This is a genomic window from Paenibacillus sp. FSL R5-0517 (assembly GCF_037974355.1).
Taxonomy (GTDB): domain Bacteria; phylum Bacillota; class Bacilli; order Paenibacillales; family Paenibacillaceae; genus Paenibacillus.
The window spans coordinates 2150889-2165791 of record NZ_CP150235.1 but is presented as its reverse complement, the minus strand read 5'-3'; the positions used below and the strand labels follow the sequence as shown (position 1 = coordinate 2165791).

At 46.2% G+C, this 14903-nt stretch carries 14 protein-coding genes and 1 tRNA gene; 7 read left to right on the top strand and 8 right to left on the bottom strand.

Going from position 1 to position 14903, the window contains the following annotated elements; translation table 11 throughout:
- Positions 1-117 precede the first annotated feature (117 nt).
- Positions 118-1266, bottom strand: coding sequence for a sn-glycerol-1-phosphate dehydrogenase (locus MKX40_RS09715; RefSeq protein WP_339241094.1), 1149 nt, complete (start codon positions 1264-1266; stop codon positions 118-120).
- 157 nt (positions 1267-1423) lie between these two features.
- Here MKX40_RS09715 and MKX40_RS09710 point away from each other — a divergent pair, with 157 nt between their 5' ends.
- On the top strand, positions 1424-1609 hold the full coding sequence (locus tag MKX40_RS09710) for a hypothetical protein (RefSeq protein ID WP_339241093.1): 186 nt from the start codon (positions 1424-1426) through the stop codon (positions 1607-1609).
- Between the two features lie 101 nt (positions 1610-1710).
- Here the strand turns inward: MKX40_RS09710 and MKX40_RS09705 are convergent.
- Positions 1711-1795 (bottom strand) — tRNA-Leu (locus MKX40_RS09705).
- 222 nt (positions 1796-2017) lie between these two features.
- Between MKX40_RS09705 and MKX40_RS09700 the strand changes: the two genes are divergently transcribed.
- The 3 genes from MKX40_RS09700 (at position 2018) to MKX40_RS09690 (ending at position 4046) form a co-directional block, all read left to right on the top strand.
- Positions 2018-3010 carry a Gfo/Idh/MocA family oxidoreductase gene (locus MKX40_RS09700; RefSeq protein WP_339241092.1) on the top strand — a complete coding sequence of 331 codons (993 nt, stop codon included), beginning with the start codon at positions 2018-2020 and terminating at the stop codon, positions 3008-3010.
- Positions 3011-3065: 55 nt separating this feature from the next.
- Positions 3066-3461 carry a DoxX family protein gene (locus tag MKX40_RS09695; RefSeq protein WP_339241090.1) on the top strand — a complete coding sequence of 132 codons (396 nt, stop codon included), beginning with the start codon at positions 3066-3068 and terminating at the stop codon, positions 3459-3461.
- Between the two features lie 222 nt (positions 3462-3683).
- Positions 3684-4046, top strand: coding sequence for a helix-turn-helix domain-containing protein (locus tag MKX40_RS09690; protein ID WP_339241087.1), 363 nt, complete (start codon positions 3684-3686; stop codon positions 4044-4046).
- 46 nt (positions 4047-4092) lie between these two features.
- Here the strand turns inward: MKX40_RS09690 and MKX40_RS09685 are convergent, their stop codons facing one another.
- From MKX40_RS09685 to MKX40_RS09670, 4 genes are all read right to left on the bottom strand, one after another.
- Complete coding sequence (locus tag MKX40_RS09685) at positions 4093-5709, bottom strand: sensor domain-containing diguanylate cyclase (RefSeq protein ID WP_339241085.1); 1617 nt, start codon at positions 5707-5709, stop codon at positions 4093-4095.
- A gap of 158 nt (positions 5710-5867) precedes the next feature.
- Positions 5868-6611 (bottom strand): fused MFS/spermidine synthase, encoded by a 744-nt coding sequence (locus tag MKX40_RS09680; protein ID WP_339241084.1) that lies wholly within the window; start codon positions 6609-6611, stop codon positions 5868-5870.
- Positions 6612-6772: 161 nt separating this feature from the next.
- Positions 6773-7675 carry a LysR family transcriptional regulator gene (locus MKX40_RS09675; protein ID WP_339241083.1) on the bottom strand — a complete coding sequence of 301 codons (903 nt, stop codon included), beginning with the start codon at positions 7673-7675 and terminating at the stop codon, positions 6773-6775.
- Positions 7676-7708: 33 nt separating this feature from the next.
- On the bottom strand, positions 7709-8143 hold the full coding sequence (locus tag MKX40_RS09670; RefSeq protein WP_339241081.1) for a MerR family transcriptional regulator: 435 nt from the start codon (positions 8141-8143) through the stop codon (positions 7709-7711).
- 167 nt (positions 8144-8310) lie between these two features.
- On the opposite strand from MKX40_RS09670, the gene MKX40_RS09665 reads away from it, so the two are divergent.
- The 3 genes from MKX40_RS09665 (at position 8311) to MKX40_RS09655 (ending at position 11810) form a co-directional block, all read left to right on the top strand.
- Positions 8311-9189, top strand: coding sequence for an SDR family NAD(P)-dependent oxidoreductase (locus MKX40_RS09665; protein WP_339241078.1), 879 nt, complete (start codon positions 8311-8313; stop codon positions 9187-9189).
- Between the two features lie 240 nt (positions 9190-9429).
- Positions 9430-10593, top strand: coding sequence for an oxalate decarboxylase family bicupin (locus MKX40_RS09660; RefSeq protein WP_339241076.1), 1164 nt, complete (start codon positions 9430-9432; stop codon positions 10591-10593).
- Positions 10594-10670: 77 nt separating this feature from the next.
- Positions 10671-11810 (top strand): zinc-dependent alcohol dehydrogenase, encoded by a 1140-nt coding sequence (locus MKX40_RS09655; RefSeq protein ID WP_339241074.1) that lies wholly within the window; start codon positions 10671-10673, stop codon positions 11808-11810.
- Positions 11811-11950: 140 nt separating this feature from the next.
- Here MKX40_RS09655 and MKX40_RS09650 read toward each other — a convergent pair whose 3' ends face one another.
- The gene (locus MKX40_RS09650) at positions 11951-12739 is read right to left on the bottom strand and encodes a class I SAM-dependent methyltransferase (RefSeq protein WP_339241071.1); all 789 of its coding nucleotides are present in this window, start codon (positions 12737-12739) and stop codon (positions 11951-11953) included.
- Positions 12740-12898: 159 nt separating this feature from the next.
- Complete coding sequence (locus MKX40_RS09645) at positions 12899-14866, bottom strand: fructose-specific PTS transporter subunit EIIC (RefSeq protein WP_339241067.1); 1968 nt, start codon at positions 14864-14866, stop codon at positions 12899-12901.
- Positions 14867-14903 lie beyond the last annotated feature (37 nt).

Below are 14903 nucleotides of genomic sequence, written 5' to 3'. Positions count from 1 at the left end.
CGCCAACACCGTCAGGTGATCCCCTTCACGGCTTTCTAATCCAAACCAAGGCCATTTCAGCGCACTAGAAGCCAATGCTATGCAATCTCGGAGACCATACTTCCTTAGAAATAACCCTTACCTCGTTTTTAACACTTCATTGATATATTTCAATCCGGTATATCGAGGACGAAGCGTATGCGCTGTGGTAAACGCATGTTCCACCATCTCCGGGGTTACACCAAGTTGTTCAGTAGTCACAGGTCCACCTACTTGCTCCAACCATGCGATGAGCTGAGCAGCCTCCGGTAATTGGTTATATATCGCAAATACTGGTTCACCCGAAGTTTGTGCAAGTTCTTTATATCTCACCGTAAGCAATGCACAGGCCACCCCAACTTTGGCACCATGCAGAACCGGTCTTTCTCCAGCCTGCATCAGTTCCATCTCCAAGATGTGAGACAGGTGATGCTCACCCCCGGATGCCGGGCGGGAATGGTCAATGATCAGCATGGAGATGCCAGAAATAATTAATGCGTCCATTAATGCAGCTACTCCCTCTGCTCGCCCCTCCGCAATAGCTTGTACCTGATTAATGCAGGAATTCAGCGCTTCTTCTGTCATCCGATAAGCGACCGGGCAGAACGGTTCTCCTCCCAGATCTCGAGAAACAATCCAGTCTGCAAGGGAAGTATATTTGCCCAGCATATCTCCGAATCCAGCAGCCGTCATCTCTTGGGGAGCTTGCTCCAAAATATTCATATCCGCAAAGATGGCCTCGGGCGGAACAGCCTGAAATGTCTGTTTGATGCCGCTTACAATTAAGGGCGCACCTGCAGAGGTAAACCCATCCACTGAAGCCGCTGTCGGTATCGACAGAAAGGGCTTGTTCATTTTGGAACATACAAATCGCACCAGATCATGAATGGTACCTGAGCCCACCGCAATGACAGCCTGGCTTTCCAATTTCACACCCAACATGACCTGCACAATAGCTACTTCATCCGCAATAACATCACCCGTACGATTCTCCTGCAGAGCGATCTCATCCACATGCATTCCCGCTTCCCGAACACTGTTCAGCACATCAGATCCGGCAGCACGAAACGTATGTCGATCATAAACAACCGTCACATGGCGGTACCCTTGTTCAGACAAATAACGAGGTAACCTCTGAATGGCCCCGGCTTCCAGATGAATGAGCATATCTACCACTCGGTGTTGATGACCACAAGCGCACTGCTGTGCTTCTTCATTCCACGCTGCAATTCGTTCGTTCATATTCATTCGCTCTTACCCTCCCATATGAGATATCATGCATAATTAACGGGTTAAAACCGCAAGATAAAAAAGGAAATAAAATGTGATGATTTTCCTGATCACACTTTACTTCCTGTTCCCCATATTTGCAAATCCATATCTCACATGTCCAAGTAGGTGAATTATGAAATTAACCAACGAATTAGGAATTTCGCTCGGATTTCTCGCTGGAACCACCTTTGGCAGCGGTATCGCTTTTTTGTTTCGTCTCCAGTCCGTTGAGGTTATTGCCAGTGTTACACTGTTTGGAATAGCTGGAGCTATCACCGGACTCATTATGGCAGTCATTCTGCGGCAACGTCAGCATTAGAGTGCCAACAGCGAAATACCGAATTCACAATGTTATTGTAAAAATAAAAGAAAGGTTCGTGAATTGCTCTAAAGCAACTCGCGAACCTTTCTTTGGTTTGATGCGGTCGAGAGGACTCGAACCTCCACGGGGGGTTAGCCCACACGGACCTGAACCGTGCGCGTCTGCCAATTCCGCCACGACCGCATATTATGTATCTCCTCATCCATGGATGAAAAGCGTTCCGGTGAAGCAATTCCTTGTTTTACCGTAATTCAGAGTATACATGCTCCAAAATAATAATGCAACTTCTTTTTATCCATTCAGAAAAAGGACATATGTCCTTTTTTATCAACGTCAAACACCCTATCGTATTATCAAGCAAACAAACCACCAATACGAATGATACATTGAAGGAGAGATCTCATTTTGAAAACAACCCATCTGTGCTTTATCGGTGCCGGGTTTCATGCATCCACGAATATATATCCTTCTGTCGTTGAAAGCGGAGCGCAGATCCAGGCCATTGCCACTCGCAGTATGGAACGATCTGAAGCAGCTCTGCTGAGATTTGGCAGCAATGGCAAAGCGTATGATAACGCTCAGCTTATGTTACAGCAGGAAACTTGTCATGGAGTCGTTGTGGTCGCCCAGCCTATGGATCAGACTGCTCTTGTCCTTGAATGCATTCAGGCTGGCAAAAATGTATACGTGGACAAGCCGCTTGGATGGAACGCTGCGGAAGCCTCCACTGTAGCCGAAGCTGCCGAGCAGGCTGGCGTCGTTGTCATGGTTGGTTTTATGAAGCGTTATGCTCCGGTCTACTTGAAGTTAAAAGAACTCATTAATGGTGGATCGCTAGGTAAAGTGCGTTCGTTTCAGATGAAATTCGCTGTAGACAGCACCCCGTTTTGCAAGGATGAGGAGCAGTTCATCAAACTCGCTGCCATTCATATGATCGATCTGATGCGCTACTTATTCGGAGAAGCTATACGTGTTACAGGCACAACCGTGAAGGATGGGGAGCACATTAATCAAAGCATTTCCCTTGTATTCGAAAATAACGTGGTAGGCAGTGCTTATTTTACCGGCATGAGTGCCTGGTCACGGGAGAGTGAAAGTGTACTCGTCACCTTTGATCACGGATTTGCGTTAGCTGAAGAGATCAACACTCTTACTGTTCATCAATCCCGAAGCTCGACAAGCCTTCCCTGGAAATCTCTCGAGGAGCAAGATACCGTATATACCCCTTCCGGATCTCCCATGTCAGGAGCTTATCGCGACCTTTATCTACGCGGTTTCGTTGGTGAGATGGCGCACTTCATCACGTGCTGCCAGAACCAGACAGTCCCACATTCCAGCGCCAAGGATAATATTGCAACGATGGCTCTATGTGACTCCATTCTATCATCACTGAAGTAGCATATACACACTCATTATCATACTTTAACACATTCAGAGAAGAGGAAATCATCTCATGTTGGACACGGGTCTACTCATCATTCGTCTCGTTATCGGTTTTATTATGATCGGACATGCCTGCAAGAAACTGTTTGGCTGGTTTGAGGGTGAGGGTGTATCAGGGACGGCTGAATTTTTCGGAGCGATTGGCCTGAAACCCGCTAGAGCGTTGGCCGTGTACGCAGGACTTGCTGAATTAATTGGTGGATTCCTGTTTGGAGTCGGTCTATGGATTATCGTTGGAGCCATTCTGCTCATGCTTCCGATGGTTGTAGCCATAGCCAAGGTTCACGCAGATAAAGGTCTATGGAATCTGAACGGAGGATTCGAATATAACCTTGTGATGATTGGATCATTACTTGGTGTTGCTCTCGCTGGAGCTGGTGCATATTCCCTCGATGCCCTGATATAGTGTACAAAATTCATCCCATTTATTGAGCCTCCATGTTTCGCAAGACGAAACGGGGGCTCTTTTTTTCTTACAGACATCATCACATCTGCCTGCGCCTAGGATTAGGGTTTATAATCTGCATAATAAGTGATATGCTCTTTCATGAACTATACGTACGATATGTAATGTAATCACCCAAATGGATACCATAGATTATCACCGTAAAGTGGAGGTGCACTAATAATGAAAAAAGATGCAACCAAGCCATGTCCAACGCCATACGGCTGTTCCGTGGAAGTTACTCTTAGTGTGATTGGAGGCAAATGGAAAGGTGCCATTTTGTATCACTTATTCTCTGGTCCTCTGAGATTCAATGAGCTTCGCAAATTGTTTCCTGACATCACCCAGCGTATGCTCACCCTACAACTTCGAGAGTTGGAAAGCAGCGGAATTGTTCATCGTGAAATCTACCCCCAAATCCCTCCAAAAGTGGAGTACTCGCTCACAGCATTTGGTGAAACGCTACGACCAATTATCTTCAGCATGCGAGATTGGGGAGAAACGTATACCAATGAGGTGCTGGCCAGATCCTCACAAGAGGTATAGAAAACAAAAGAAGCTGTCCCTTGTTCTTAGGGAACAGCTTCTTTATTTATTTGATAACCGTCTGGATCGTAACCGTACGATTACGCCCCTCTTCCTTCGCTTGATACAATGCATTATCGGCCAAGTGAAACAGTTCTGTGGATGTTGTGGAGTGCTTCGGATATTCAGCAATACCAGCTGAGATGGTTACGGAACGATCAATAGGCAATATGCTTTCTTCGACCGTTATTCGGATACGTTCAGCAATCTCAAAAGCCACGTTAGACTCGGAATTCCTTAACAAGACTACAAATTCCTCTCCACCAAAACGAGCACAGACATCTTCCGTGCGAACAGACAATTGAATGATATTGGCAATGTGTTTCAGCACCTCATCCCCAGCATGATGCCCGAATGTATCATTAATGGACTTGAAGCGGTCAATATCCAGAACAATTATGGAGAATGGCGCTTCATCCTGAATCCATTCCTGAATGACTTCTTCGAAGGTTCTGCGATTGTTCATACCTGTTAAAACATCTGTTCTGGCATCATAGACAAGCTGGTTCTTCTGCTTCCTAAAGTTCGCCAACGCGCCAACAACGGTACGTGTAAGAAGGTCCGCCTCCCTGTTCCAATGAGGCTTCATCACCGGCAGATCCACTTGTCCCTTATCGACCTGATTCACCAAATCAGCGAGCAACACAAACGGACTTGCCAGCTTACGTGCCACCCGAAGTACAATTAGAGTCAGAATCAGGAAAGGCACAGAAGTATACAGTAACAACATACGGATATGATGATTCAATTGATCGTACACCGTTTGGGTTGGAGACACGATGACGACGCCCCAGTCTGTTGACGGAACTTTGTAATAACCGGCAAGTGAATCCACACCTGCAAGGTTCTTGTATTGTTCTTTACCGTTCTCATTTATGAGCAGCTTCTGTACCACTTCATTTTTACTGACATTTTCCCCAATGCGGTTGGTGTTTGGGTGAAATAATAACGTGCCCTTCTTATCCACAATAAAAAAGTAGGAACCATTGCTTGTCTTGAGCTGACTGCCAAAAGACAGACTCAAAATATTATCTTCCTGCAAAAAGATATTTCCACCAATCGTTCCTTGGTACGCACCTGCCGAATCAAAGATCGGTTCACTGACAAATACAATTCTGCGTTTGGTTCGGGGTGTCTGGTACGCTTCGGAGATATAGGAAGCTCTCGATTTAATCGCTTCTTTTGCTGCATCTGAACTAACATGGTTACCTACGCTAGCCTGCGAGTAAGGTGAGGTAGACCTGACTACTCCTGCTTTATCTACCAAAGCAACGGAATTAAAAAAATTACTGCTATTGCGAACCAAATCCAATGTGGAATTCAATTCTTTAGCATTGGTTTGATCCATATCAGGGAAATATTGGGCTGCAAATTTCAAGCTCTCCTGCATGGAATTAAAAAGCGAATCCAGGGTTTGGCTCATTTGCACAGCGCTTGCATAGTTTAGCGTTAGGGTGTTATCAATGAGTGACTGTTTCTGAGATGTATAAGATGAGATGACCATGAGGGTCAATGTCATTAAGACGGATATGGTGACCAGCCCACCGAGTAAAGCTGTAAGGCTGATTTTCTTGATGTTTTTTATTTTTCTTCGTAATTTGGATCTTTTGATCTGTGCAATCATTATTTACTTCCCCCGGATTTTCATGAAAAAGCATATTCCCTCTATCTTATACGAAAGTTGTTAAGATCAAATAAAGAGTTTGAGAAATCTTAACAATTACATCGTAAGATTGACGATTTAATGACATTTACTTTCCCTGGAAGAATCACTGTTCAGGTTCAGTCTGGATCAACGATGATATATCCTTCTTCCGGCTCCTGCTCAACAAACCCCGCCATGTGGGGAATCTGAAATTCGATCGCATGATGACTGCCCATTAAAATACGATTTTGAACTTCATCCGCTGTTTCTGTGGGCAATGCAAATGCATGTGTATAAGCAAAGTGTGCCTGAAGTGTCGTATAGATCGCACTCACAAGCCGGTCATTGCCAACATGACCGAACACATTAAGGAGCACAGCACCTTTCTTGTCCAGCTTGTCCTTGACCAAGGCAAAAAAATCACTGGATATCAAATGCTCGGGTGTACCCGTTGCCGTAAACGCATCAACAATAATATAATCATATATCCCTGAAGGCTCCTGCCCTAATAATTCACGACCATCCCCAATGAGTACAGGACTTCCTTCAAATCCAAAAAAAGTTCGGCTCAGCTCAGCGACCTCTGCGTCCAGCTCAGCCACCTTTACCTGACAATCAGACAAGTAGGTTGGCAATGTGCCAATACCATGTCCGACCACAAATACCCTTTCAAAATCAGGATGATTCAGTTCCATTAGATGTACCATCGCTCTTGGATACTCCAAGACCATCCGGGCAGGCTCATCCAGATCCATTGCGCCCTGCACAGCTGCATTGGAGAACTCCAATACACGAAATCGCCCCTTCTCTCCATATAGCTTTTTGGTATCATATACCGTCAGCTCATGCTGTTCACTTTTATTTCGATACAGAACTCTCACTAACCGTTCTCCCTTCGTGCTCTCACACCTATTCGACATATACCTTCATTCTATTACACGGGATGACAACATACCACCCTCTACTTGAGTGATTGCAGCAGAACAAAAAAAACCGCTCCCGATTGTACGGAAACGGATTTTTGACGAACCTCCCAACATCATTAAGACCCTATAGCCTCATGCAAAGCCCGGACATATTCCACGCCCAGATTAGAGAGAGAAGTACTCTTATGACTTATCCAGCCCACATTAATGGTTTCCTCACATTCCAGCGGTACAGGAATAATCTCGTTTCCGTTCAGATCAGCGCTAAGCACACCCGTAGAGATTGTATAACCATTCAAACCAATCAACAGGTTAAATAATGTTGCGCGGTCGTTGACCTGTATGCTCTTGGGGTGAGATAACGTACTCAGGATCTCTTCGGAAAAATGAAAGGAATTGTACTCTCCCTGGTCAAATGACAGATACGGATAATCTTGCAGCTGCTCAATCGCAACCGAATCCTGCTTCGCAAGCGGGTTCTTCACACTGATAAAGATATGGGGCTTAGCTGTGAACAAGCTTGTGAAGACCAGACCTGCATCTTTTAACAATTTGTTAATCACTTTGGCATTGAATTCATTCAAATACAGGATGCCAATCTCACTACGCAGGCTTTTCACATCCTGAATAATCTCGTAGGTCTTTGTCTCCCGAAGCGCCAACTCATATTCATCCTGACCATATTGCTGTACCAGACGAACAAAGGCATTCACCGCAAAAGCATAATGTTGTGTCGATACGGAGAAATGCTGCGGAGATGGCTTGGCGTTCAGATACCGATTCTCCAACAGTTCAGCCTGTTCTACCACCTGACGTGCGTAACTTAGAAATTCAACGCCCTCTTTGGACAGAGATATCCCCTTATTGGTACGTTCAAAAATGGTGATTCGTAACTCCTGCTCCAGATCCCGAATGGCATTCGACAGGCTGGGTTGCGAGATAAACAGGCGTTTGGCTGCTTCATTCATCGAGCCGCGTGTGGCCACTTCAATTACATATTTTAATTGTTGTAGAGTCAAGGCAGATTTCCTCTTTTCAATATCAATTGTCCGTCAAACGAATATGTTCTTTTTCTCAAAAACAGACATCTGGTTTTCCCCGGTAATAGGGCACTCATCAGGAAACATACTTCGTTTATGCAACTTCTCGTCGATGAAATCTATCACCTGCTGCAACGAAACGACCTGTGCTTCAACTTTCTTTCGATAATTAACCAGCATCTCCCGCTCCTCCGGAAAATCTGCGAGATCCGAATCCAGGGACATGTGCAAGTACGGCTTCATTTCTTCCAGAGACATTCCCGTTTTTTTGAGGCATGTGATCAACTTCATCGTATGAATATCCTCCGGACGGTATACCCGATGGCGATTGGCTCTGCGTTCAGCTCGGGGAAGCAGTCCAATCTTCTCATAATAACGAATCGTATCTTCCGATAATCCCGCCTGTTCTGACGTTTCTTTAATGGAGAACACTTCATTTTGGCTCATCCTATAGCCCTCCTCCGTATTCATATCTCTCCATATTACAACTTGGAGTTGACTCCAAGTCAAGCGTGATCCATTCGAACCCCCTCTTGACTTGGAGTCGACTCCAAGTTATAGAATGAGCGCAGCATACAGATTCGCTCTGTAATCCCATTCTTCTGGAGGTATATATGAATAACCAAAATCAGCTTCACACCGCTCTCATCACAGGCTCAACGTCAGGAATTGGTCTTGAACTGACACGCAAGTTACTGGATGAAGGATGGCAGGTGATCGGTCTCAACCGGTCGGCTTTCCCAGCCGAGGATACCGATATTCAGAACGCCTTACGTTCAGGCAAGCTTCGTTGGGTTCAGGCCAATCTGACCAACTACGATAGCCTGAGAACTGCACTGGATCAGATCAAATCTGATACCGATTCGATTGATGTCTTGTTTAACAATGCCGGGGGGAGCGCCTCCGAGCTTCGCTTCTCTGATCAGGGGCATGAACTACACTTCGAACTTCAGACGGTAATCCCTTATATCATTTACATGGAATTGGCTGAGCTATTGCTCAAAGGACAGATGAAGACAGTCATTAATACTTCCACCACCGCGTTCAAAATGGTCAAACAATTTGATCTAAACATCCTGGAACGTCCAGCTGAATTCAAAAAGCTGTTTGGTCCTTATGCCATTTCTAAGCTCGGCTTATCTCTCTGGACACGCGAGGTTGCCAAATCTGCTAAGGCGGATGGCATACAATTGCTAAGCGTAGATCCCGGTGGAAATAATACGCTACGGGGCAACAAAACATCCGGTCTGCCCTTCTATATCAAACCCATTATGAAATGGTTCTTTCCCCATCCAAGTCATGGCGCTTCATTGCTCTACAGTGCGGCTTTATCACCCACCAGACATGAATCCGGTACTTTCTTGGTGAAAAATAAAGCGACAGCGCTTCGTTTTACCGAGCAAGGTCCTGCCGTTCTCCATCGTGTACACGAAATCTACGAGCAGCGTTTTCGTACAACGCAGCGTGAAAAACCTGCCTCCACCCCATCCTAATCGTGATGTACCAGGAGGACGAAATATAACAAAAACACGCTGAGCGCCTAATGAACGGGCATCTTCAATCCGATCTGGAATTCTGCCTTCATCTGATTCGATAATCAGAAGACGTGACCGCATGCGGTCACGTCTTTTTTGTCGTTTGTCCCTCATATTATCCAGGCCCTGATTCATAGGTGTAGACATAACGATACCATGTCGCGTGTGACATGCCACTGAATCTGGAGGGATCACTCAATGACCAAAGGACAGCAACCAAATGATAAACCTCTTATCATCCCGCAACCCATTCGCAGTGATGGCGCTGGAGGACCTGATCTGGGACCCAGAGATGTCATGAGAGATATACAAAACCCCGATATGCTGGTACCTCCAGCTACCGATAACGGGTTATTGCCCAATCTGAGAATGTCTTTTTCCGATACCCATATGCAATTGAACCATGGGGGTTGGTCACGTGAAATTACCGTACGGGATCTTCCTGTTGCCACGACACTGGCTGGTGTGAACATGAGCCTGACACCCGGCGGTGTACGAGAACTCCATTGGCACCAGCAATCCGAATGGGCCTATATGATCTGGGGAACAGCGAGAATCACCTCGGTGGATCAGAACGGACGTAATTTTATTGCAGATGTTGGGCCGGGCGATCTCTGGTTTTTCCCAAAGGGTCTCCCCCATTCCATACAAGGACTGGAGGAAGGTTGTGAATTTCTACTCGTGTTTGATGACGGGTCCTTCTCCGATCTGAATACGTTATCCATATCCGACTGGTTTGCCCATACACCACCGGAAGTATTGTCTGTCAATTTCGGCGTGCCCGAATCTGCTTTTCAGTCGATGCCGAAGGAACAGGTGTACATTTTCCAAGATACTGTCCCGGGCTCCATCGAGAGCCAGGAAGTTCAGTCGCCATACGGTACCGTTCCACTCACTTTCAAACATCGATTGCTGGCGCAGGAACCACTCATTACACCTGGCGGAAGCGTCCGTATTGTAGACTCCACCAACTTCCCCATCTCTACTACTGTTGCAGCTGCACTTGTTGAGATCCGGCCTGGCGCCATGCGTGAACTGCACTGGCATCCTAATGCAGATGAATGGCAATATTATCTGACAGGACAAGGAAGAATGACCGTCTTTGGAGGCAATGGCATTGCTCGAACATTTGATTATCGGGCTGGAGATGTCGGATATGTTCCTGTCGCAATGGGACACTATATACAGAATACCGGTACAGACACTTTATGGTTTTTGGAAATATTCCGAAGTGATCGATTTGAGGATGTGTCCCTGAATCAATGGATGGCGTTAACCCCGCGGGATCTGGTCCGCGACAATCTGAATGCGCCCCCTGAGTTGCTCGATGCGCTGCGAAAAATAAAATGGCCTGTAGTTTAATTTAGTATCTTCTCTATCATTTGAGCTGAAAAGGGGTAATTGTCAGAGAATCCCACTATACAAGGAGGAATATGAAGATGAGAGCCGTTACGTTTCAGGGAATGAAGGACATTCAAGTCAAAGAGGTTGAAGATCCCACACTGCAACAGAAGGATGACATTATCGTTCGTATTACTTCCACAGCCATATGTGGATCCGATCTGCACATTTATCAGGGAGCCCTGCCCGCTGCCAAAGATTATGTTATCGGTCATGAACCGATGGGCATTGTAGAAGAAGTCGGTCCGGAAGTAACACGTGTGAAGAAGGGGGACCGTGTGGTCCTGCCTTTTAATATCGCTTGTGGCGAATGTTTCTATTGCAATCATGACATGGAGAGTCAGTGCGATAATTCCAATGGCAATCCGGATATTCATACAGGCGGTTATTTTGGATTTACTGAGCGCTACGGCAACCACCCTGGAGGTCAGGCAGAGTTATTGCGTGTTCCCTATGGGAACTTCACACCGTTTGTGATCCCGGAATCCTGTGAATTGGAAGATGAGGCCTTATTGTTCCTGTCCGATGTTCTTCCAACCGCTTACTGGAGTGTCGAGAATGCGGGAGTTAAACCGGGAGATACAGTTACCGTACTCGGTAGTGGCCCCATTGGACTGATGACGCAAAAGTTCGCCTGGATGAAAGGTGCCAAACGCGTTATTGCTGTAGATCGCCTGCCCTATCGACTGGAGAAAGCCAAACGTTTGAACGATGCAGAGATTTTTAATTTTGAAGATTACGATGATATGGGTGAACACATTCGCGAGATTACACAAGGTGGAACCGACGTTGTCATCGACTGTGTAGGTATGGATGGCAAAAAAAGCACGCTGGAGGAAATTGGACAGAAGCTGAAATTGCATGGCGGTTCCCTGAGTGCCATCGAGATTGGCATGAAGGCCATTCGCAAATTCGGTACACTTCAACTTACAGGTGTATATGGTTCTTCCTACAACATGTTTCCATTAGGCAATCTGTTTGAACGTAATATCAATCTCAAAATGGGACAAGCCCCTGTTATACATTACATGCCTGAGTTATTCCGTAAAATCACAGCTGGTGAATTTGATCCAACCGAGATCATCTCCCATCGAATTCCACTGGAGAATGCAAGCGATGCGTATCGTATTTTCAACGATCATGAAGACGAATGTACCAAGGTTATACTAAAACCCTGAACCGTCGCTTTGATGATTATAAATATGCCAACAAAAACAAGCAGATCTACCTCCTCAAGGTACTCTGCTTGTTTTTGTTGATTAATATCCGCCCTTTTAGTCGTTCATAACCTGCTAACTTAATGGTCTGCTCTATCGAATCAGATATGAGTCGGCTTAGTCGCTTGAATATATACACTTTCTCCTTGGAAGCTGTCGAGCTTCCCGTTCGTTGTCACTTCAAAATCAAAAAATTTCCTGATGATGGACGGTGCGCTTAACATGCTTGCTTCAAGTACACCCCTCTCCTGTTCCGGCAGTGCTGCACGATCACACCACTCTTCAAACTTAAAGCGCTTCTGGAAAGAAACCATCGCTTCCATTCGGAAGCCCGCATACTCCAGCATATGAATCCATTCCGTCTTGCGCCATGCTCGAACATGGCTTGCATCTCGGCACTTCTCTACTTCATTGTAAAACTGGTCATTCTCATCACGTTCAGGTGCCACGTTGTCAATCAATAACAACCTTCCACCAGGCTTCATGACTCGCAACGCCTCGTGAACAAACGAAGAAACGTCCGGGAAATGGTGAGCCGCGATTCGGCAGGTCACAAGGTCAAAGACATCATCATCGAATGGTAGCTTCTCCGCATCCCCGGCTACAAAATCTACATTATCGTGTCCATTCCCCAGGATAAACTGTTCAGCTGCCTGCAGCATCTCCTTCGTTAAATCCAGGGCAGTCACCCGCTGAACAAGAGGAGCCAAAGCATTGGCGACATGTCCTCCTCCAGTGGCGATATCCAACACGTTCATATCTGGAGTAGCTTGAGATGAAGACACGAGCAACTCGAGATCTTCACCTTTGGCATGTCCCGCACTCGTCACGTATTTTCCTGCATTTTTCGCAAACTGCTTCTGCACCTGACTCTTGATTACATCAGACATTCAAATTCCTCCTGCATAAGTTTCATTAGTTGAAACACTGTTTCATTATATATTTTTATTTTACCATATATTCATATGAATGCGTTGTCTGATGAAAAAGTTGAAACAAAAAAAACATCCCCCAGGTGAAATCCACCCAGGAGATGTTTCTAATATTCCTTACTTCACAAGCGTTGGTGATTTCTTCCACAAGCCCAGAATCAGACCGGAGATCACTGCACCAATGGCAACGGCAAGCAGGAACAATATTGCGTGGTTCGCCAGTGCAGCAACAAAGATGCCGCCGTGCGGAGCGGGTACATTAATACTCCACAATTGTGTCAGTCCGCCCGCAACAGCAGAACCAATGATGCATGATGTCAATACACGAAGTGGATCAGCTGCTGCAAATGGAATTGCACCTTCCGTAATGAAAGACAATCCAAGAACATAGTTGGTCAAGCCCGATTTGCGTTCTTGCTCCGTAAATTTGGATTTGAAGAACGTCGTTGCCAGGGCAATTGCCAGAGGAGGCGCCATACCACCTGCCATAACCGCTGCCATCCATGCACCGTCTGTGTTACCACTGGATGTGAATACCCCAATCGCGAACGTATATGCCGCTTTGTTGAATGGTCCGCCCATATCGATCGCCATCATGCCACCAAGCAACAGCCCAAGCAATACTTTATTTCCTGTTCCCAGATTACCAAGTGCATCTACAAGCCATGTGTTCAGGGAACCAAAGATTGGATCGAAGACGTAGAAGCTGATTGCACCTACGATCAGCAAACCGAATACCGGGTACAGCAAGATTGGTTTCAAACCATCAATTGCTTTTGGCAAACCTTTCAATGCCTTACGAAGACCAATGACTACATAACCCGCCAGGAAACCGGCAGCCAGACCACCAAGGAAACCTGCGTTCGAGTTAACCGCCATCAATCCACCGACCATACCAGGCATCAGGGCTGGACGATCACCAATACTCATCGCGATAAATCCGGCAAGGACCGGAATTAGGAAGTGGAATGCACCTGTTCCGCCACCGATCGTTTGAAGCAGTTGCACAATTGGATTATCAGGACTAGCAATCTGCTCGAACAAGAAGGAGATTGCGAGAAGGATACCGCCACCTACAACAAACGGCAGCATATGAGAGATACCATTCATCAGATCTTTATAGATTTTGCTACCTACGCTGATCTTGCCAGTGCTTCCTCCCTCTTCCTTGGTACCTCCGCCTTGACTGTGATAGATCGGTGCATCACCGTTAACAGCTTTGCGGATCAACTCTTCGGATTTGCGAATTCCATCGCTCACCGGTCTTTGTAATACCGGTTTACCATCGAAACGTGCCATCTCTACATTTTTGTCTGCGGCAACGATAACCCCTTTGGCACGGGCAATCTCATCAGCCGTCAGCACATTCTGTGCTCCTTCGGAGCCGTTTGTTTCTACGCGAATGTTGATACCCATTTCCTGAGCTTTCTTTTTAAGTGCATCTTCAGCCATGAACGTATGCGCTATACCTGTCGGACAGGCTGTAACCGCAACAACAAAATCTTCCGAGTTTGCGTTACCCACGATCACACCAGAGGTATTCTGTGGCTGACCACTAGTAGTGCCGGATGCGGCATTTGCTGCTTTTTCAGCTTTTGCTTTCTCTTTGGCCGCTTCTTTTTCTGCTGCTTCCGCCTGTTTGGCATCAAACAATGCACTGACTTCGGCAGGTGTATCTGTACTCATCAACTGTGAGATGAAATCGCTATCAATCAACAACCTGGAAAGAGCTGCAAGCGTACGCAGATGGGTATTCCCTGCGCCTTCTGGAGCGGCAATCATGAAGAACACATGAGCTGGCTGATCATCCAACGCTTCAAAATCAAGGCCTTGTCTACTCTTGGCAAATACAACCGTTGGTTCATTCACTGCTGTTGTTTTGGCGTGTGGCATCGCAATTCCGCCACCGATCCCCGTGCTGGATTCAGCTTCTCTTTTATAGATCATTTCCTTGAACAGGACCGGATCATTAATACGTCCGCTTCGGTTCAGGCTTGCAATCAGTTCATCAATAGCCTCATCTTTCGTTGTGGCTTGCAGGTCCATGATCATCGTTTCCTGGATCATCAAGTCTGTTATTCTCATCTTGGTACACTCCCTTAGGTTCTATCGGCCTGCGATG